Genomic DNA, 19310 nt, shown 5'->3' with positions numbered 1-19310 from the left:
ACAGAACTGGGCAGGTCGGCGGAGAGACAGAGGAAGGGCCGCCGGAGATCCGGCGGCCCTTCCTCTGTTCGCGTGCGGGGTCAGGAGGCGATGGACTGCTTGCCCCGACGTGCTCTGAGGTACTGGAGCCGCTCCTCGAGGAGTTCCTCGAGCTCTGCGCGCGTCCGACGCTCGAGCAGCATGTCCCAATGGGTGCGCGGCGCCTTGGTCTCGACGTGAGCCTGCTCCACCGGAGTGCCGTCGCTCTCGAGCAGCACACCTTCCTTGCCGCTCTTCGGCGACATCCACTTCTCGGGGACCTCCGCCTCCTCAGCGAACGTCACCTCGAAGGTCGACCCGTCTTCACTGCGGTACGTCGCGATGCTCCGAGGCGAGAAGACGACGCCCTCTTCGCTCTGCAGACTCTGACTTCCGAGTCGCATGCCGCGCAAACTTCGATCTGCCATTGTGTGACTCCTCTCCCTGGTGGTCCCCATCCTCAACCTCGGTGCGGAAGCCAGTCTTCCCCCCTCGCGGCATTCCCAGAACCTTCCCAGGGCGAGGGGGGACGAGTTTCAGCTGGGCCGAAAGAGCGCCTCGACGAGCAGGTCGCAGCGGTCCGTGACGATGCCGCGCACCCCCGCGGCGAGCAGTCGGCGCATCTCCACGGGGTCGTTGACGGTCCAGATGTGCACCTCCACGCCCGCGTCGGCGAACGCGGCCAGCATCCTCGGTGTGGTGGTGGGGATCCCGAGGATGCGCTTCGGGATCTGCACGGCGTCGACCCGCCGCAGAGCCGCCCGCACGACCGCCTTCAGCCCGAGTGCTGCGCCGAGGACGGCGGGGAGGATCTCCTCGGCGGACGCGGACGTGGCGACATCGCCCAGGCGGACGAGCGTGGCGCGCCGCCGCGACGCCCGGAAGGAGGCGATCAGCACCCGGTCGGACGCGCCGGCCGCGCGGATCGCCGCGGCGACGGGGACGGCTGCCTCGGCCGCCTTGACATCGATGTTGAAGCGGGCAGACGGAAAGGTCTGCAATGCGTCGACGAGGGTGCAGATCGACGCGCCCCCAGCCTCGACCGCGCGGAGTTCCGCGAGTGTCAGGTCGGCGACCCGCCGATCGAGAGCGGCGATCCGGCGGAGCTCCGGATCGTGCAGCAGCACCGCGTGGCCGTCCGCGGTCGCGTGCGCGTCGGTCTCCAGGTACTGGGCTCCGGCGGCCAGGGCGGCGGCGAACGCGTCGATGCTGTTCTCCAGCTCGCCGTGCAGCGCCAGGCCGCGATGCGCGATCACCCGGGGTCCCGGGGGAGAGAAGTAGGGCCGAGGCGGGCGGCTCACGCCGCGGGCGGCGGCACGTCCGGCACGCCGGGCTGCGTGCGGGCGGTCACGTCGGCACCGGCCGCGGCCTCCGCCGCCTCCGCCCGCGCCGCATCGGCGGAGGCCCGAGCTGACGCGGCCGCATCGGCGGCCCGGCCGCGCGCGGCGGCACGCTCCTCTTCGTCGATCGGGGCGGACGGCCCAGCTCGGCCGCCGAGGGCACTGCCGATGCCCTTGAGCGCCTCCGTGAGCTCGCTCGGGATGATCCAGAGCTTGTTGGCCGCACCGTCGGCGAGCTTCGGCAGCGTCTGCAGATACTGATAGGCCAGGAGGGGCCCGTCGGGGTTGCCGAGGTGGATGGCGTTGAAGACCGTCGCGATGGCCTGGGCCTCGCCGTCGGCGCGCAGCACCTGAGCCTTGGCGTCACCCTCTGCCTGCAGGATGGCGGCCTGCCGAGCCCCCTCTGCAGTGAGGATCGCGGCCTGCTTGGTTCCCTCCGCGGTGAGGATCTGGGCCCGCCTGTCGCGCTCGGCGCGCATCTGCTTCTCCATGGAGTCCTGGATGGACGCGGGCGGGTCGATGGCCTTGAGCTCGACGCGGCCGACGCGGATGCCCCACTTTCCGGTCGCCTCGTCGAGCACGACGCGCAGCTGGCTGTTGATGTTGTCGCGGCTCGTCAGTGCCTGCTCGAGGTTGAGCCCGCCGACCACGTTGCGCAGCGTGGTGGTGGTGAGCTGCTCGACGGCCCCGAGGTAGTTCGCGATCTCGTAGGTGGCGGCGCGGGCATCGGTGACCTGGAAGTAGACCACCGTGTCGATCGAGACGACCAGGTTGTCCTCGGTGATCACGGGCTGCGGCGGGAACGAGACCACCTGCTCGCGCATGTCGACGAGGGGCCGCACGCGATCGATGAAGGGCACCAGGATGTTGAGGCCCGGCGTGAGCGTCTTGTGGTACTTGCCGAGTCTCTCCACGACGCCCGCGTACGCCTGCGGGATGATGCGGATCGCTCGGGCGAGCACCACCACCACGAACACGGCGACGACGATGAGCAGCGCGACCACGAAGAGCTGCGCCAGGAATCCGGCCGGGTCGGTCATGCGCCCGCCCTCCTCTCGGTAGATGGGATGACGAAGGCGGTGGACCCGCGGATCGCTGAGACGACGACGGCGGAGCCGATCGGCAGGGGGACCTCGGGCGGGGAGCCCTCGAAGGCGGCGGTCCACGTCTCGCCGTTGGCGAGCTTGACCTGGCCGCCGTTCTCGCCGAGCTCGAGCACCACTCGGCCGCTCATGCCGTAGAGCGCGGACAGGTTGGTGGGCGTCGGGTCGGCGCCCTTCCGGGTGAGGCGCAGCAGCACGGGCCGGATCAGGAGGATCAGCAGCACCGCGAGGACGAGGGCGACCAGGATCTGCACCCACCATGGGGCGCCGAGGAGATTGGCGGCGAAGCCGCCCAGGCTGCCGGTCGCGATCATCAGGAAGGTGAACTCGAGGGTGAGGAGCTCGATGATGACGCAGACCCCGATGAAGCACAGCCACACGATCCACAGGTACTGCGTGAGGTCGGGCAGCATCGGCGTCCTTCCCGGTCGGGGTACTGCAGAATCTAGCGCCTTCCGGCGACACCGCCTCAGGAGCGCGACCGCGGGCCCTGCCGTGCCGGTTGCTAAGGTCGGATCGTGGTTGCTGCGCCTGAATCGAATCCCCTTCCCGCCGGCGCGCTGTCCGGCCGACGCGTCCTGGTCACAGGCTCCTCCCGGGGCGTTGGCGCCGATACCGTCGTCTATCTCGCCCAGGCGGGCGCCAAGGTCGTCGTGAACTACCGGAACAAGGAGAAGCGAGCCGTTCAGCTCGTCGAGCAGCTCCGCGAGCGGGGCGGCGAGGCGATCGCCGTCGGCGCCGACCTCACGGATCCCGCCTCGGTGGCCGACCTGTTCGCGAGGATCGAGGGGGAGTGGGGCGGGCTCGACGTCCTCGTCCTCAACGCCTCGGGCGGCATGGAGTCGGGCATGCCCGCCGACTACGCCCTGCGACTGAACCGCGACGCCCAGCTGGGCGTCCTCGACGCCGCGCTTCCGCTGCTGGCCGACGGCGGCCGCGTGGTGTTCGTCACCAGCCATCAGGCGCACTTCATCCGCGAGGTGCAGACCATGCCCGAGTACGAGCCGGTCGCCGTCAGCAAGCGCGCCGGTGAGGACGCGCTCCGTGAGCGGATTCCGGAGCTCCGGGAGCGGGGCATCGACTTCGTCGTCGTCTCGGGCGACATGATCGAGGGCACCATCACGGCGACCCTGCTGGAGCGTGCCCGGCCGGGCGCCATCTCGGCACGCAAGGAGGCGGCGGGCCGACTCTACAACGTGGCCGAGTTCGCGGCGGAGGTCGCCCTCGCGGTGATCGAGCCGGTGCCCGCCGACAACACCCGCCTGGTGGGCGACGTGTCGAGCTTCGTCGCGTCGTGAGGTTCCGCGCCACCTCGCGCGTGCTCCTCTTCGACGCCGACGATCGCGTGCTGATGTTCCTGCAGTACGGCAAGTCGCACTCGGTGCCGCCGCGCTGGGCGACGCCCGGCGGGGGAGTGGACCCGGGCGAGGACCACGCCACCGCCGCCCTGCGGGAGGTGCGTGAGGAGACCGGCCTGTCGCTCGTGCGCGTGCCGACCGCCTTCTTCGCCGAGGACTTCGTGCCCGACGCCCGCTGGCACGACTACGACACCAGCCACTGGGAGTGGTACGCCGTGCGGGTCGACCGGTTCGAGCCGTCCGCGGCAGGCTGGACCGACGAGGAGCGGGCGGACGTGCTCGGCTGGCGCTGGCTCAGCGCCGAGGAGCTCGAGGCGGACGAGCACGACTACGAGCCGGGTTCGCTGCCCGAGCTGCTCGCCGCGGGTGCGAAGACGCTGCGCTAGCCCGCTCATCGCCCGAGCCGTCCTCGCCGCAGGGGAGGACTGCGCCATGCCGCGGGGCGATGTCAACCGGCAGCAGCGGACAACTGCTCCCGGGCGGTCCCGACCTACCATCGGGGGATGAGCGATACCCAGACCCTCCACAAGCAGGACCGCCAGACCCTGGCGGTTCAGAGGAAGTGGCCCCTCGTCAGCGGGATCGTCGCGCTGGCCCTGGTCGTCCTCGGCGGCGCCCTGATCGCTCTCCGACATTCGGCCGTCGTGCCGTACGAGGTCGACTCCAAGTGGATGGACGAGCTATACGAGAACAGGTCCCCGTTCTGGGAGTCGGTGGCTCGCGTCTTCGACTTCCTCGGCGGCGGCATCTTCGGCGTCGTCGTGGTGCCCATCCTGATCCTCGTGCTGCTCCTGCTCTTCAAGCGCCGGGTGGGGGCCGTCTACTTCCTCGCGGCGAGCGTGCTCAGCGCGGTGCTCGTGCAGATCCTCAAGAACACCGTGGACCGGCCTCGCCCGGAGCAGATCCTGGTCAGCGCGGACTTCGGCTCATTCCCGAGCGGGCATACGGCGAACGCCGCGACGATCGCCGTCGTGCTCGCGATCATCGTGAACCGCTGGTGGGTGTGGGCCCTCGGGGCCATCTGGACCGTCTGCATGCTGCTCAGCCGCAACTACCTCGGCGCCCACTGGCTGACCGACACCCTGGGCGGCCTCGTCCTGGGCGCAGCCGTCGCGATCATCGTGTGGGCGCCGCTCGCGCACCGGCTCCATCGGGAGACGCTCCGAAAGCGCGCCGTCGCCCCGGCCCCGGGAGTGCCTGCGGCCTAGCGGTCACGGCCGTCGGTCGCGGGCGACGCGTCCGGCGCGGTCGCCGATGCCGCCGCGCGAGCCGGGCCGCTCGTCTTCTCGGGCTTCGGAGCGGAGTCGTGCGGGTGGGGAGCGGTCGCCCGCAGTGCCAGCTCCTCGGCGTCGATCGCCGCGAGCACCGCGCGGACGGCGTACTCCTCGTATCGCCCCTCGGCCCTGGCCTGCCGGACCGTGTCCCGCTCGGCCTCGATCATCTTGCGCCGCAGGTTGGCGTAGACCTTCAAGCGGGGCGCATCCTCGGGCTCGAGATCGTCCTCGGTCTCCTCGGTGAGGAAGGTGGCGTTGACGCGCAGCCGGTTGAGGACGCGATCCTCCACACCCTCGGGCGCCTCGGCCTCGAGCCGCGCGAGTCCGGCCGCCTGCGCCTCCGACATGAGGAGGCGGCGCTGCGTCTGCTCCTGCATCTCGTTGGGCGGCGGCAGGCGCAGGCGGCGGATCACCCACGGAAGCGCGAGGCCCGAGACGAGTGAGCCGGCGATCACCACGAACGCGAGGAACTGCAGGAAGCCCCGGGACGGCGTCTCCGCCGGCAGCAGGAACACGGCGATCAGAGTGACCACCCCGCGGATCCCGGAGACGGCAACGGCGATCGAGTTGTTCCAGCGCCAGCCGCGCTCCCGCAGCCACGCGGGCCCGCTGCGATACAGCACCGTGGACATGGCGACCCAGAGGACGCGAGCCAGGAAGACCGCCGCCAGCACCGCCCCACCGATCACGACCGACGGCCACAGGCCGGGGGAGTCCGCGACCGCCTCGGCGAAGATGCCGGCGAGGCTCAGCCCGATGAGGAGGAACACGGCGTTCTCGAGCAGGAAGCGGACGGTGCGCCAGTTGATCGACTCCGCGATGCGCGCCTCCGCCGACTGGATGGTGGGGGAGCGGTAGCCGAGGAAGAGGCCGGCGATCACGACCGCGAGCACGCCCGAGCCGTGCAGGAGCTGTGCCGGGATGAACGCGACGTAGGGCGTGACAAGCGACAGGCTGGTGTCGAGCACGGGGGATTCCAGGCGCTTGCGGATCGCGGCGATGAGAAAGCCGACGAGAAAGCCGGCGCCGACTCCCACGCCGACGGCCAGCACCAGGTCCAGAGCCACGGATCCCGGGCTCACCTCGCTGACGATGGCGGTGATCGAGGCGCTGAGCGCGACCAGGGCCACTGCGTCGTTGAGGAGGCTCTCGCCCTCGAGGATCGTGAGCACCCGGCGGGGGAGCCGCAGCCGGCCCGCGATCGCCGTGACCGCCACGGCGTCGGTGGGCCCGACCACGGCGCCGAAGGCGAGCGCCGCAGCCAGCGTGATGCCGGGCACCACGAGCCAGGTCGTGAACCCGACCAGGACGAAGGTGAACGCGACGAGCCCAACGGAGAGCAGCAGGATGCTGTCGAGTCGCGCCGTGATGTCGACGACGGAAGCGCGGATCGCGGACGCGAAGAGCAGGGGCGGCAGGACGCCGAAGAGCACGAGATCGGGCTCGATCTCGATGTCCGGCACGCCGGGGACGAACGACGCGATCGCGCCGAGCGCCACAAGAGCCACGGGAGCCGAGACTCCCCAGCGTCCGGCGAACCCGGTGACGGTGACCGTCACGATCACGAAGGAGACGATCCAGATGATCGTGGCCACCGAGTCCATCCACCGATTCTGCCGTCTGGACGCCACCTCATGGGCCCGCGATGACGCCACTAGGGTGAGGAGTGATCGGAGCGTCTCCGATCCACGAGCACCAGCGCGATTGGCACGACCATGCACAGCGACCTGCCCGAGCCTGAACTGCGCCGCTACCGCAGCAGCCAGAAGGACCCCGAGGATTTCGACTCCTTCTGGGCATCGACTCTCGAGGAGAGCCGCGGTTTCGATCTGGCCCTGCAGGTCGTCCCGGCGGAGTCGCCCCTCACCGCCATCGACGTCTACGACGTCACGTTCGGCGGCTACCTCGGCCAGCCCGTGAAGGGCTGGCTGCGGGTGCCGGCGGGCGCGGCGGGGCCGCTCCCGACCGTCGTCCAGTACGTGGGCTACGGCGGTGGCCGGGGGCGCGCGGAGGAGAGCCTGCTGTGGGCGGCCTCCGGCTACGCGCACTTCCAGATGGACACGCGCGGCCAGGGTTCTGTCTGGAGCGCCGGGGCGACCGCCGACGTCGCCGGAACGGGACCCCAGGTTCCCGGGTTCATGACCCGCGGCATCGAGAGCCGCGAGACCTACTACTACCGCCGCCTCTTCACCGATGCGGCGCGGGCGGTGGACGCCGCGCGGGCCATGGACGCCGTGGACGCGTCACGCATCGCCGTGCTGGGCACGAGCCAGGGCGGCGGCATGGCGCTGGCCGTCTCGGCGCTGGTGCCGGACATCCAGGCGGTCATCGCCTACGTGCCGTTCCTCTGCGACTTCCCGCGCGCCACGGTGATCACGGACCATGAGCTGTACCGCGAGATCAGCCGCTACCTGGCTGTTCACCGCGAGAAGTTCGACCAGGTCCAGGAGACGCTCTCCTACTTCGACGGCGTGAACTTCGCCAGAAGGGGCGTCGCGCCGGCCCGCTTCTCGGCGGCACTGATGGACCTCACCTGCCCGCCGTCCACCGTCTTCGGCGCCTACAACGCCTACGGCGGTCCTAAATCGATCACGGTCTGGCCGCACAACGGGCACGAGGGCGGCGAGATCGACGACGATCTCCGCACCCTGCGCGCCCTTCCCGAGCTTCTGGGCGCCTGAGGTCTTCGACGCCGGCGCCCGAGTCGGTGGCGCACGGAGGAGAGCCGCACCGGTGCGGTGGCGCATCGCCACCGCACGGTGCGGCTCTCCTGTCCCGTCTCCGGGAGGCGGGGACTAGCGGCCGCCCGACCTGCGCTTGCTGATGATGTCGAAGGCGACGGCGATGAGCAGCACCAGTCCTTTGATGACCTGCTGCCACGCCGCGTCGACGGCGAGGATCGACAGTCCCTGGTTCAGCACGCCGATCAGCAGGCCACCGATGATGGCGCCACCGATGGTGCCGACACCGCCCTGGACCGATGCGCCACCGATGAAGACGGCTGCGATGGCGTCGAGCTCGAAGTTCTGGCCCGCTCCGGCCACGGCACTGTCGGCGCGGGCGGTGCTCACGATGCCCGCGAGCGCTGCGAGGACGCCCATGTTGACGAAGATGAAGAAGTTGACCCACTTCGTCTTGACTCCGGACATGACGGCCGCGAAGAGGTTGCCACCCATGGCGTAGACGTGCCGTCCGAAGACGGTGCGGTTGAGCACGAAGGTGTAGCTGAGGATCAGCACTCCGAGCACCACGAGGATCACCGGGGTGCCCTTCGCGTTGGCGAGCAGCCAGGCGATGGCCATGATCGCCGCGGACACGAGGATCGACTTGAGCCAGAACGAGCCGGCGGGCTCACGCGGCAGCTCGAGCCTCTTGAGGGTGCGCCGGGTGCGCAGGCCCATCCCGATCAACCCGACCACCGCGACGGCGCCGATCAGGAGCGTGATCAGATCCGGGTTGCCGGTCTTCCCCAGGGAGCCGGCTCCGATCGCCACGAACGGGTCCTCGAGGCCACTGATGGTGCCCCGGGTGAGCAGCACCAGGGTGAGGCCGCGGAACACGAGCATCCCCGCGAGCGTCACGATGAAGGCGGGGATCCCGACGAAGGCGATCCAGTACCCCTGCCACGCCCCGACCGCGGCGCCGACGAGGAGCGAGATGAGCACAGCCGCATACCAGGGCAGGTGGAACTGGCTCATGGACAGAGCGGCGACGGCGCCCACCATCGCGGCGACGGACCCGACCGACAGGTCGATGTGGCCGGCGATGATGACGATGACCATTCCGATGGCCAGGATCAGGACGTACGCGTTCTGCAGGATCAGGTTGTTCACGTTGAGGGGGAAGAGGAGCTTGCCCCCGGTGAGCACCTGGAACAGGAGCACCACGATGGCGAGCGCACCGAAGATCCCGTACTGACGAGTGTCTATCCGCATCCGGCGCCTCGGCTTGGCCGGGTGCAGATCGGCCGGCTGCTGGGTGAGTGTGTCGGTCATGGTCAGCCTTTCCCCGCGGTCATGTAGTGCATGAGGACTTCCTGTGTCGCTTCTGCTCTCGGGACCTCGCCCGTGAGCTTGCCCTCCGAGATGGCATAGATCCGGTCGGCCATGCCGATCAGCTCGGGCAGCTCGGACGAGATCACGATGACCGCCTTGCCCTGCGCGGCCAGCTCGTTGATGATCCCGTAGATCTCGTACTTCGCTCCCACGTCGATGCCGCGCGTCGGCTCGTCGAGGATGAGCACGTCGGGACCGCTGAAGATCCACTTGCTCAGCACGACCTTCTGCTGATTGCCGCCGGACAGCTTCCCCGTGATGGAACGCACGCTGGGTGCCTTGATGTTCATGGATCTGCGGTAGGAGTCCGCCGTGGCGTATTCGCGATTGCGATCGATCACGCCGTTCTTGGCGAGCTTGCCGAGCGCGGCCGCGGACACGTTGACGGTGATGTCGCCGATGAGGTTCAGGCCGTACTTCTTCCGGTCCTCGGTGGCGTAGGCGATGCCGTGCCGGATCGCGTCGTCGACCGTGCGGACCGTGATCTCCTTGCCGTTCTTGTAGATCCGGCCGCTGATGTTGGTCCCGTAGGAGCGTCCGAAGATGCTCATGGCCAGCTCCGTCCGGCCGGCGCCCATGAGGCCCGCGAAGCCGACGATCTCGCCCGCCCGCACGGTGAAGTGAGCGTTGTCGACCACCTTCCGTGCCGTGTCGACCGGGTGGTAGACGTTCCACTCCTCGACTCTGAGGATCTCCTCGCCGATGTGCGGATCACGCGGGGGGAACAGGTGGTCGAGCGGCCGTCCGACCATGGAGCGGATGATCCGCGCCTCGGTGGCGTCCTCACCGCGCATGCTGAACGTCTCAACGGTCCTGCCGTCCCGGATGATGGTCACGGTGTCGGCGATCTTGCGGATCTCCTTGAGCTTGTGGGAGATGATGATCGAGGTGATGCCCTGCTCGCGCAGGTGATTGATCAGTGAGAGCAGGTGGTCCGAGTCCTCGTCGTTGAGGGCTGCGGTCGGCTCATCGAGGATCAGCAGCTTGACCCGTTTGGACAGGGCCTTGGCGATCTCGACGAGCTGCTGCTTGCCCACTCCGAGCTCGAGGATCTTGGTGGCCGGGTTCTCGTCCAGCCCCACGCGGGCCAGCAGCAGGGTGGCCTCGCGGTTGGTCTTGTTCCAGTCGATCACGCCGTTCCTGGCATTCTCGTTGCCGAGGAAGATGTTTTCCGCGATGGAGAGGTAGGGGCTGAGCGCCAGCTCCTGATGGATGATGACGATCCCGTCAGCCTCGCTGTCGTTGATGGTCTTGTAGGCCGTCTCGGCCCCCTCGAACTCGATGGTCCCGTCGTAGGTGCCGTGGGGATACACCCCGCTGAGCACCTTCATCAGGGTCGACTTGCCTGCGCCGTTCTCGCCGCAGATGGCGTGCACCTGGCCGCGCTCGACCTCGAGAGAGACGCCGTCGAGCGCCTTCACACCGCTGAAGTCCTTGCTGATCTCGTGCATCCGCAGGATCGTGTTGCTCATGCTTGGGTAAGCCTCCTTGCTCGATGTCATGGCGGACCCGGGGCCCGGAGAGGGCCGGGCCTGCCGGGATCCTGAGATCCCGGCAAGCCCGGCCTGTTCACTGGGTCAGGCTACAGACCGACGTCCGCGGCCTTGAGGAAGCCAGAGTCGATGAGCTTCTCCTGGACCAGGTCCTTCGTGACGGCCTCGACGGGGAGCCCGAACGAGGGCACCTCGACCTTGCCGTTGTCGAAGGTGGTGTTGGTCTCCACCTTGTCGCCGGCGAGGTCCTGCTGGATCATCAATGCCACGCGCTTGCGGAGCTCGCGAGTGTCCTTCCAGACCGTCATGGCCTGCTGGCCGTTGAGGATCGCCTTGACGTTGGCCTTGTCACCGTCCTGGCCGGTGATGATCGGCCAGTCCTGACCGACCTTGTAGTCCGCGCCGGTGAAGGCCGCCTCGATACCCAGCGCGAGGCTGTCGTTCGGGGAGAGGACCGCGTCGACCTTGTCGCCGCCTGCGTAGAACGACGCGAGGCGGTTCTCCATCTCGGCCTGGGCGTCATCGCTGCCCCAGCCGAGGATGCCGATGGAGGTCCACTCGTCGTTCGACTTGGGGGCCTTGCCGGACTTCACGACCAGCTTTCCGCTCTCCACGTAGGGGAGCAGGATGTCCCACGCGCCGGCGAAGAACTGTCCGGCGTTGTTGTCGTCCGGGCTGCCGGCGAACGGCTCGAAGTTGAACGGGCCCTTGCCGTCCTTCAGACCGAGCTGCTCCTCGATGAACTTGCCCTGAGCCTCGCCGACGGCGTAGTTGTCGAAGCCCGCGTGGTAGGTCACCGCGTCGGAGCCGGTGATCAGACGGTCGAACGCGATGACCTTGACGCCCGCGTCCTTGGCCTCGCTGAGGACCTGACCGAGCGTCGCGGAGTCGATTGCCGTGATCACCAGGTACTTGGCGCCACCGGCGATCATGTTCTGGATCTGGGAGATCTGCTGGTCGGTCTTGTTGTCCGCGTACTGGAGGTCGGTGGTGCAGCCCTGGTCCTTCAGCAGCTGCTGCAGGCCCTCGCCGTCCCCGATCCAGCGCTCGAGGCTGCGGGTCGGCATCGCGATTCCGACGTTGCAGTCGGCCGACGCCTGGCTGCCGTCGGTCGAGCCGCCGCCGGTCGAGCCGCCGCCGCCCGAAGCACAGGCGCTCATCGTCAGCGCAAGCGCCGCCGCCGCGGCGACAGCCGCGATCTTCTTGTTAATTGCCATGTCGTATTGGTCCTTCTGTTGTGGTGATGCGGGACGTCACTGTTCACCGCGGGGACGCAGGCCAGGTGAAGCCTTCCCTGCGACGGCGTCGCACGGAAGAGAGGCCGCTAACCGCAATGAACGGGAGAACGACGCGATGGTCCGGCTGACTGCCGATTGCGCGGGTGCACACAGCCGACAAGCCCTGAGACCAGTTCCGCTGACGCGCCCATGCGTTGTGCTCCTGTAATGCAATGTCACAGATCGATGCGACGTTCGGAACCTATATCAGGGCCGGGGGCGATGCAAGCAAGCGCGCCGAGCGTGATCAGCTTGTGAGGTGCGGGGTCAATTCGGCCAGCGCATGCTCCAGGTGGCGTCGTGAGGCGTCGGCCGCGGCCTCAGGGTCGCCGTGGGTGATGGCGTCGAGAATCCCGTCGTGCTCCCGAGCGATCACCAGCGGGTCGAGCAGCCGCTGGGCCTGAACCTGGACGAGACACAGGCGCATCTCGTTGATGAGGGCCCGGTGGGTGGCCGTGATCCGAGGGCTTCCGAGGTGGTCGATCAGCGACCGGTGGAAGCTCACGTCCGCATCGACCAAGTCGCTCAGCTCCTCCGCGTGGGCGGCGGCCTTCAGCCTCTCGTTCGCCTCCACCGCCTCGGCCGGCGTCGAGCCGTGCTGCGCGAGCAGCCGGTAGGCCTCGGCCTCGATCAGGCCGCGAGCGAAGTACATGTCACGGACTCTCGCCAGATCCATCACGGGCACACGAGCGCTCTTGTGAGCGGCGCGCTCCAGCAGGCCTTCGGCCACCAGGCGCTCGACGGCAGCCTTGGCCGTCGGCCGCGCAATCGCGTAGTGCTTGGCCAGCCCCACCTCGGAGAGCACCTCGCCCGGGCCGAGGGCGCCGCTGGTCACACGCGCGCGGAGCTCGGAGGTCAGCGCGTCGGTCAAGGAGAGAACCGGCAGGGAGGGCATGACGTCACCTTTCGGATCGCTTCACGATAGCAAGATCATTGAATTGACACCCCTGTATACCTGCCTTACAGTCGACGCATGTTCACCGGGGAACAGGACCGACGAGCGGCCACTGCCGCGCGTCGGGGAGCATCGCCGGCGGCTTTCCCCGCCACGACCGTGCCGGAGCTCGATCACGGGCGTCCGACGACAATCTGCCACCCGCCGAGCGGGAAGGCCACCCGGGAGGACGTTCACTCCTCCTCGGCTCGACACGCCGGCCCGCGGCACCACCAGGAGAACTGATCGCCATGGCACAGCAGATCGCAGTCGTCGGATCCGGGTACATGGGCGGAGGGATCGCCCAGGTGTTCGCCTTGGCCGGAGCGCGCGTCGCCCTCGCCGACGTCTCGGCCGAGGTCGCGGAGAGGAACCTCGCGCGGCTCCTGGACGAGTCGGAGGCGTACATCGCAGACGGGCTGTTTCCCGCCGGCGCCACCGAGACCCTCCGCGAGAACCTCTGGGCGGCCCCGTCCATCGAGGCGGCCGTCGCGGACGCCGACTTCGTGGTCGAAGCGGTGCCCGAGGTCCTCGACATCAAGCACGCCACGCTGAGCCGGATCAGCGCCGCCGCGCGACGCGACGCCGTGATCGGAAGCAACACCTCGACCATCTCGATCGCGGCACTTGCTGTCGCGGTCGACGCGCCCGAGCGCTTCCTGGGCGTGCACTTCGCCAACCCCGCTCCCTTCATCCCCGGGGTCGAACTGATCCCGCACGCGGGCACCGACCCCGCCGCCGTCGAGACGGCTCGATCGACGGTCGCCGCGTCCGGCAAGCAGACCGCGACGGTCAAAGACGTCACCGGCTTCGTGATGAACCGGCTGCAGTACGCGCTCTTCCATGAGGCGGCTCTGCTCGCCGAGGAGGGAATCGCGTCCCCCGAGGACATCGACACCATCGTCCGGTCCACCTTCGGCTTCCGTCTTCCTCTCTTCGGCCCCTTCGCCGTCGCCGACATGGCCGGGCTCGACGTCTACGCGTTCTGCTACCAGCAGCTGCAGACCACCTTCCCGGAGCGGTTCAAGACTCCCCGGATCCTGGAGGACCTCGTCACGGCGGGAAAGCTGGGCACGAAGACGGGCGCCGGATTCCTCAACGTCCCCGCCGAACGGGTCCCCGAGCTCCTCGCCTACCGCAACAAGGCGTACGTGATGATGCAGAGGCTCCTCGACGAGCTCGGCCCCGCCCCCCTGAACTGAATTCCCGACAAGAAGGAGACCACACGTGACGGGAGCATCGCAGGCGGCTTCGACCGCCGGATCCGCAGCACGCGCCGGGAGTCAGCGCGTTGTCGTGACCGGGATCTCGCGAGGCATCGGCCGTGCGACGGCGCTCGCCTTCGCGGATCAGGGCGCGCGCATCGCGGGGCTTCATCTCGACTCCGAGGATGATTCGCGGGAGCTCACCGAGGAGATCGAGGCCCGAGGCGGAACCGCTCTGATCCGGGTCGGCAACATGAAGTCGACCGAGCAGGTGGATGCCCTGGCCGACGACGCCGCAGCCGCCTGGGGCGGCATCGACGTGTGGGTCAACAACGCGGCCCGCCTGCTCGTGGCACCGTTCCTCGACATGACCGACGCCGCCTGGAGCGACCTGCTCGACTCCAACCTGTTCGGCTTCATCCGGGGCGCCCGCGCGGCTGCCCGCCACATGGTTCCGGCCGGTGCCGGGACGATCATCAACCTGAGCTCCTGCGTCGACCCGATGCCGGCCACCGAGATGACGGCCTATGTCACGGCGAAGGGCGGGATCGCCGGACTCACCCGCTCGCTCGCAGTGGAGCTGGGACCGAAGGGCATCACCGTCAACGCCATCGGGCCGGGAGCGGTGGAGACCCCGCTGAACACCGACAGCTGGGACGACTCGGTCCGCGCGACGTACCGCACCCGCATCCCGCTCGGGCGCATCGCGGAGCCCGAGGAGATCGCGGACGCGATCGTCATGCTCGCGTCCCCGGGCGCCCGGTACATCACCGGGCAGGTCATCTTCGCCGACGGCGGGCTCACCATCAACGGCTCGGTCGGCCACCGGCACAAGGACTGAGCCCGCGTGACGCTGCCGCTTCGACCCGCACAGTTCCGCCCGTTCGCGGTCGGCTTGAACGCGCCGGAAGGCGTCGTCTGGGATCCGGATCGGGAGGTGCTGTACGCGGGCGGCCGGCACGGCGAGCTGTACCGCGTGACGCTCGACGGCACGGTCGAGCAGGTGGCCCACTTCGGGCCCGGCTCCTTCGTGCTGGGCCTCGCCCTGGACTCCCGGGGCCGGATCTACGCGTGCGAGCGCGGGAACGGTCGGCTCCTCCGGACGGATCCGGACAGCTTCGCCTTCGAGCCCTACACCGGCGGCACCGCTGACCGCCCGCTGATCACCCCCAACTACCCGGTCTTCGGCCCCGACGGGACGCTCTACCTGAGCGACTCTGGCACGTGGGAGAAGGACGACGGGGTGCTCTTCCGCGTCCTCCCCGGGGGCGAGACGACCGTGTGGCTCGACAGCCTCTGCCACTTCCCGAACGGGCTGGCGCTCGCCCCCGACGGCAGCGCGCTCTACGTCGCCGAATCCGGCACGTCCGCCATCTGGCGCGTGCCGATCGAAGCCCGGGGGAGTGCCGGCACTCCGGAGCGGGTGTGGAGCAGGCCCCGCACCTTCACCGACGGCATCGCCTTCGACGCAGCAGGCCGGCTCTACGCGAGCATGTACCGGCCCGACGCCATCTACCGCATCGATGTCGCGACGGGGGAGTCCGAGGTCGTCTCCGACGACTGGACCGCCCAGTACCTGCAGGCTCCCACGAACATCGCCTTCGCGGGGGAGGACCTCTCCTGCCTGGTCACCGCCAATCTCGCCGGTGAGCACCTGAACCTCTACGGCGGCCCGCTCCCCGCTCCGGGACAGCCTCTGCATCGACCACTGATCGCGCCGTAGGCCCGATCCCGACCGAAGGACCCCTATGGCTGAGAAGCGCAAGGTCATCATCACGAGCGCCGTGACCGGCGCGATCCACACTCCCTCGATGTCGGAGTACCTGCCGGTCACCGCCGAGCAGATCGCCGACGCCGCGCTCGGCGCGGCGGAGGCGGGTGCGGCGATCGTGCACATGCACGCCAGGCACCCGGCCGACGGCCGCCCGTCCCAGGATCCGGAGCACTTCGTGCCGATCCTCGACAAGCTCAAGGCGAACACCGATGCGATCGTCAACATCACGACGGGTGGCTCGCCCCACATGACCGTCGAGGAACGCCTCCGGCCCGTCGCGGCATTCAAGCCGGAGCTGGCCTCGCTCAACATGGGCTCGATGAACTTCGGGCTGTACCCGATGCTCGACCGGTTCAAGGAATTCAAGAACGACTGGGAGCGCGAGGGTCTCGAGAAGAGCCGTGACCTGGTCTTCAAGAACACCTTCTCGGACATCGAGACCATCCTCGGCATCGGCGAAGCGAACGGCACCCGCTTCGAGTTCGAGTGCTACGACATCTCCCACCTCTACAACCTCGCGCACTTCCTCTCCCGCGGGCTGCCGAAGGTGCCCCTCTTCGTCCAGTCGGTCTTCGGCCTGCTCGGCGGGATCGGCGGTGATCCGGAAGACCTCATGCACATGCGGCGCACTGCCGACCGCCTCCTCGGCGACCAGTACCTCTGGTCGATCCTCGGCGCCGGCCGGAACCAGATCCCGCTCGCGACCATGGGCGCGGCAATGGGCTCGCACGTGCGCGTCGGGCTGGAGGACTCCCTGTGGATCGGGCCGGGGCAGCTCGCCAAGTCCAGCGCAGAGCAGGTGTCCCGGATCCGGATCATCCTCGAGGCGCTCAACTTCGAGGTGGCCACACCCGACGAGGCACGCCAGATGCTCGGCCTCAAGGGCCGGGACAGCGTCGGGTTCTGACGTGCGCGGCGGCGGGGGAGAGGCCCACGCCCCTCGTTTCGCGCATCCCCGGCGGGAGACCGCGGGAAGCGCGACAGGCGGCGGGGGAGCGGGGGCGCGATGACGGTCATCGTGGCCCCGGACAGCTTCAAGGGCACCTACTCGGCGGACCAGGTCGCCGCCGCCATCGCGGCCGGGATCCGGCGTGCCGGCGGCAGCGCGCTCGAGCTGCCCGTGGCGGACGGCGGAGAAGGCACCCTGAGCGCCCTGTCCACGTCGCTCGGCGCCCGCACCGTGCCGGTCGAGACGGTGTCGTGCTGGGGCGACCCGATGACGGCGGAGATCGGCGTGGCCGCGGACGGCACGGCCATCATCGAGGTCGCGTCCGCCAGCGGGCTGCACACTCCGACCGCCGGCCCGCGTGACCCCGTCACGGCGAGCACGTACGGAACCGGTCTGCTGATGGCTCGGGCCGTTGACCTCGGCGCTCGGCGGATCCTGGTCGCGGCCGGCGGCTCCGCCACCACCGACGGGGGCTGGGGAGCCATCGAAGCGATCGAGGCGAACGGGGGCATGCGCGGCGCGAAGGTCGTCGTGCTCTCCGACGTGACCACCCGCTACGCCGCCGCAGCGGAGGTGTTCGGTCCTCAGAAGGGGGCGGACACCGCGACGATCGCCCTCCTCACGGAGCGCCTCCGGGAGCTCGCCCGTCGTCTGCCCAAGGACCCGTGGGACACCGCGCGAACGGGAGCCGCAGGAGGGTTCTCCGGCGGCATGTGGGCCCAGTACGACGCCGAGCTCGTCTCAGGGGCCGACTACATCCTCGATCTGCTGCGCCTCGACGAGCATGTCGCTCGCGCGAGGGCGATCGTCGTGGGCGAGGGACGACTCGATGCCCAGACCCGTCAGGGCAAGATCGTGTCCGCCATCGCCGCCCGCAGTGCGGGGCTTCCGGTCTTCGCCGTCGTGGGCTCCGTGGGCGCGGACGTCGGCGACTATGTGGACGTCTTCCGTCAGGTCATCGTGGCATCCGATGCCGCGGCGATGACTGCCGCCGGGCAGGCGATCGCGGAGGCCGTAGCAGAGGCCGGAATCCACCCTCACCTCGAGCGCCGATAATGCACATTATGTCAGTTCACGGGAACGGACGGCGTGCGGCACGCGCCGCAGGCACGCCGTGGCCCCGCCTCCGCAGGTCGCGTCAGTGGGACCTGGCCACCCGATACCGGACGTAGACGACCTTCGAGGCGAACAGGCGAGTCTCGACCAGCTCGAGATCCACTCGACGCTCGCGCTGCGGAAAGAACGGAATTCCGCCGCCGACCAGCACCGGGTAGATCCTCGCTCGGTATTCGTCGATCAGGCCGAGCGCGGCCGCCTCTGCGGCGAGGGTCGCGCCGCCGATCGCGATGCTGCCCGAGCCCGGCTCGGCGCGCAGCCGCTCGATCTCCTCGGTCAGGCCTCCCGAGGCCAGACGGGCACTCCCCTGCACGGTCGCCAGCGTGGTGGAGAACACCACCTTCGGGAGCGCCTGCCAGAGAGCCGCCCACACGAGCTCTGAAGCCTCGAGGGCCGGATCATGGTCGGCGCTCTCCCAGTACAGCATCGTCTCGTACAGTCGCCGCCCCAGCAGGTGGACGCCGACCTCTCGTATCTCCTCCGTGGCGAAGCGGAACACTTCCTCGTCGGGCTCACTCCAGTCGAAGCCGCCGTCCGGCCCCACGATGTAGCCGTCGAGCGAGATGCTCATCGAATAGGTCACGGAGCGCATCGGAATCTCCTCCTCGGCTGCGGGATCGACCCCACGACCGCTCCCCCGCTCATTCCCGCGGTCCCGGTCGTGACGCGGGGATCGCCGCAACCGCCTCGATCTCGACCAGAGCGCCCGGCCGTGCCGGCGCGACAGCGAGCACAGTGACCGCGGTCCGCCGGCCGCCCCACACCGACCGGGTCGCGGCGTAGGCGTCCGCGGGATCCACAGAGGGGTCCAGGAAGATCGTCAGCTTCACGACCTGCTCCGGGCCGGTCCCCGCCTCGGCGAGGACGGCGAGCACGTTCCGCAGGGCCCGTTCGGTCTGGGCGAGGAGCCCCTCGAGCAGGGCGCCCGACCCGTCGGTGCCGTTCTGCCCGCCGACATAGAGCAGGGGACCGGCGGGAGCGATCATCCCCTGAGCGAACGCCGGACTTCGGAAGAGCTCGGGCGGGTCGACGGGCGATGGGGAGGCGGTCATGGCGAGCCCCTCTCTCGGCGATGAAGATCACCCGCGGAGCCCTCTCCCCTCCGGTCGAAGGCCCCGGCCGCTGTGCGGACGAAATCGCTCATGCGCCGACGCTAGTCCCCCAATGTGTACAGCGTCAACATCGATGCGGCAGGCGCTGTGCGTCCGCTTCCGCCGCCAGCGCCAAGACGGGCACCAGGGCGACGCGATCGAGGAGCGGCTCGATCAAGGTGATGCGCCCGCCACCTGCTGTGCCGCGCGCATCCGGAGATGCAAAAACTCAGTCGGTGCCGGAGTCGAACGCCGCACCCTCGGAGGCCGCGTCGGTCGCCCGCTCGAGCGCGTCGCCGGCGTCGCCCTCGGGGCGGTCGAGG

At 69.3% G+C, this 19310-nt stretch carries 20 protein-coding genes; 9 read left to right on the top strand and 11 right to left on the bottom strand.

Translation table 11 applies throughout. From position 1 onward, the window contains the following. Positions 1-80: 80 nt before the first annotated feature. The 4 genes from JWR33_RS06515 to JWR33_RS06500 form a co-directional block, all read right to left on the bottom strand. Complete coding sequence (locus JWR33_RS06515) at positions 81-446, bottom strand: RNA polymerase-binding protein RbpA (protein ID WP_297410389.1); 366 nt, start codon at positions 444-446, stop codon at positions 81-83. A 108-nt stretch (positions 447-554) separates the two neighbouring features. Next, positions 555-1274, bottom strand: a complete 720-nt coding sequence (locus JWR33_RS06510) for a glycerophosphodiester phosphodiesterase family protein (RefSeq protein WP_297410387.1) — start codon at positions 1272-1274, stop codon at positions 555-557. Positions 1275-1315: 41 nt separating this feature from the next. Continuing rightward, positions 1316-2398 (bottom strand): SPFH domain-containing protein, encoded by a 1083-nt coding sequence (locus JWR33_RS06505; RefSeq protein ID WP_297410386.1) that lies wholly within the window; start codon positions 2396-2398, stop codon positions 1316-1318. Beyond that, positions 2395-2874: an NfeD family protein gene (locus JWR33_RS06500; RefSeq protein ID WP_297410385.1), complete on the bottom strand. Its 480-nt coding sequence runs from the start codon at positions 2872-2874 to the stop codon at positions 2395-2397. The genes JWR33_RS06505 and JWR33_RS06500 overlap by 4 nt, the downstream gene beginning before the upstream one ends. A 105-nt stretch (positions 2875-2979) precedes the next feature. Here JWR33_RS06500 and JWR33_RS06495 point away from each other — a divergent pair, with 105 nt between their 5' ends. The 3 genes from JWR33_RS06495 (at position 2980) to JWR33_RS06485 (ending at position 5027) form a co-directional block, all read left to right on the top strand. Continuing rightward, entirely contained in the window at positions 2980-3759 is a 780-nt protein-coding gene (locus JWR33_RS06495) for an SDR family oxidoreductase (protein ID WP_297410384.1), read from the top strand. Continuing rightward, a complete protein-coding gene (locus tag JWR33_RS06490; protein WP_297410383.1) occupies positions 3756-4205 on the top strand; it encodes an NUDIX domain-containing protein in 450 nt (149 codons plus the stop codon). Before JWR33_RS06495 ends, JWR33_RS06490 begins: the two co-directional genes overlap by 4 nt. Before the next feature lie 117 nt (positions 4206-4322). Further along, positions 4323-5027 (top strand): phosphatase PAP2 family protein, encoded by a 705-nt coding sequence (locus JWR33_RS06485; protein ID WP_297410382.1) that lies wholly within the window; start codon positions 4323-4325, stop codon positions 5025-5027. On the opposite strand, the gene JWR33_RS06480 is transcribed toward JWR33_RS06485, so the two are convergent. After that, positions 5024-6697 carry a sodium:proton antiporter gene (locus tag JWR33_RS06480; protein WP_297410381.1) on the bottom strand — a complete coding sequence of 558 codons (1674 nt, stop codon included), beginning with the start codon at positions 6695-6697 and terminating at the stop codon, positions 5024-5026. The two genes, JWR33_RS06485 and JWR33_RS06480, sit on opposite strands and share 4 nt — an antisense overlap. 111 nt (positions 6698-6808) lie before the next feature. Between JWR33_RS06480 and JWR33_RS06475 the strand changes: the two genes are divergently transcribed. Further along, a complete protein-coding gene (locus JWR33_RS06475; protein WP_297410380.1) occupies positions 6809-7774 on the top strand; it encodes an acetylxylan esterase in 966 nt (321 codons plus the stop codon). A 114-nt stretch (positions 7775-7888) separates the two neighbouring features. Here JWR33_RS06475 and mmsB read toward each other — a convergent pair whose 3' ends face one another. The 4 genes from mmsB to JWR33_RS06455 form a co-directional block, all read right to left on the bottom strand. Further along, positions 7889-9088: a multiple monosaccharide ABC transporter permease gene (mmsB, locus tag JWR33_RS06470; protein ID WP_297410379.1), complete on the bottom strand. Its 1200-nt coding sequence runs from the start codon at positions 9086-9088 to the stop codon at positions 7889-7891. 2 nt (positions 9089-9090) lie between these two features. Continuing rightward, positions 9091-10620: a multiple monosaccharide ABC transporter ATP-binding protein gene (gene mmsA / locus JWR33_RS06465; protein WP_297410378.1), complete on the bottom strand. Its 1530-nt coding sequence runs from the start codon at positions 10618-10620 to the stop codon at positions 9091-9093. A 110-nt stretch (positions 10621-10730) separates the two neighbouring features. Next, a complete protein-coding gene (locus JWR33_RS06460) occupies positions 10731-11858 on the bottom strand; it encodes a sugar-binding protein (RefSeq protein ID WP_297410377.1) in 1128 nt (375 codons plus the stop codon). A 307-nt stretch (positions 11859-12165) separates the two neighbouring features. After that, positions 12166-12813: a GntR family transcriptional regulator gene (locus tag JWR33_RS06455; protein WP_297410376.1), complete on the bottom strand. Its 648-nt coding sequence runs from the start codon at positions 12811-12813 to the stop codon at positions 12166-12168. 290 nt (positions 12814-13103) lie between these two features. Here JWR33_RS06455 and JWR33_RS06450 point away from each other — a divergent pair, with 290 nt between their 5' ends. The 5 genes from JWR33_RS06450 to JWR33_RS06430 all read left to right on the top strand — a co-directional run bounded on the left by JWR33_RS06450 (position 13104) and on the right by JWR33_RS06430 (position 17836). Further along, complete coding sequence (locus tag JWR33_RS06450) at positions 13104-14054, top strand: 3-hydroxyacyl-CoA dehydrogenase family protein (protein ID WP_297410375.1); 951 nt, start codon at positions 13104-13106, stop codon at positions 14052-14054. Positions 14055-14079: 25 nt separating this feature from the next. Next, entirely contained in the window at positions 14080-14898 is an 819-nt protein-coding gene (locus JWR33_RS06445; protein ID WP_297410374.1) for an SDR family NAD(P)-dependent oxidoreductase, read from the top strand. Positions 14899-14904: 6 nt separating this feature from the next. After that, positions 14905-15780 (top strand): SMP-30/gluconolactonase/LRE family protein, encoded by an 876-nt coding sequence (locus JWR33_RS06440; protein WP_297410372.1) that lies wholly within the window; start codon positions 14905-14907, stop codon positions 15778-15780. Positions 15781-15805: 25 nt separating this feature from the next. Further along, positions 15806-16738: a 3-keto-5-aminohexanoate cleavage protein gene (locus JWR33_RS06435; RefSeq protein WP_297410370.1), complete on the top strand. Its 933-nt coding sequence runs from the start codon at positions 15806-15808 to the stop codon at positions 16736-16738. Positions 16739-16837: 99 nt separating this feature from the next. After that, a complete protein-coding gene (locus JWR33_RS06430) occupies positions 16838-17836 on the top strand; it encodes a glycerate kinase (protein ID WP_297410369.1) in 999 nt (332 codons plus the stop codon). 82 nt (positions 17837-17918) lie between these two features. Here JWR33_RS06430 and JWR33_RS06425 read toward each other — a convergent pair whose 3' ends face one another. Both JWR33_RS06425 and JWR33_RS06420 read right to left on the bottom strand, forming a co-directional pair. Then, positions 17919-18488, bottom strand: coding sequence for a dihydrofolate reductase family protein (locus JWR33_RS06425; protein ID WP_297410368.1), 570 nt, complete (start codon positions 18486-18488; stop codon positions 17919-17921). Between the two features lie 49 nt (positions 18489-18537). Next, positions 18538-18948 carry a RidA family protein gene (locus JWR33_RS06420; protein ID WP_297410367.1) on the bottom strand — a complete coding sequence of 137 codons (411 nt, stop codon included), beginning with the start codon at positions 18946-18948 and terminating at the stop codon, positions 18538-18540. Between the last annotated feature and the right edge of the window lie 362 nt (positions 18949-19310).

The organism is Naasia sp., assembly GCF_025465545.1.
Lineage (GTDB): Bacteria > Actinomycetota > Actinomycetes > Actinomycetales > Microbacteriaceae > Naasia.
The sequence above is the reverse complement of the archived record's forward strand: the minus strand, read 5'-3'. Positions and strand labels throughout refer to the sequence as shown.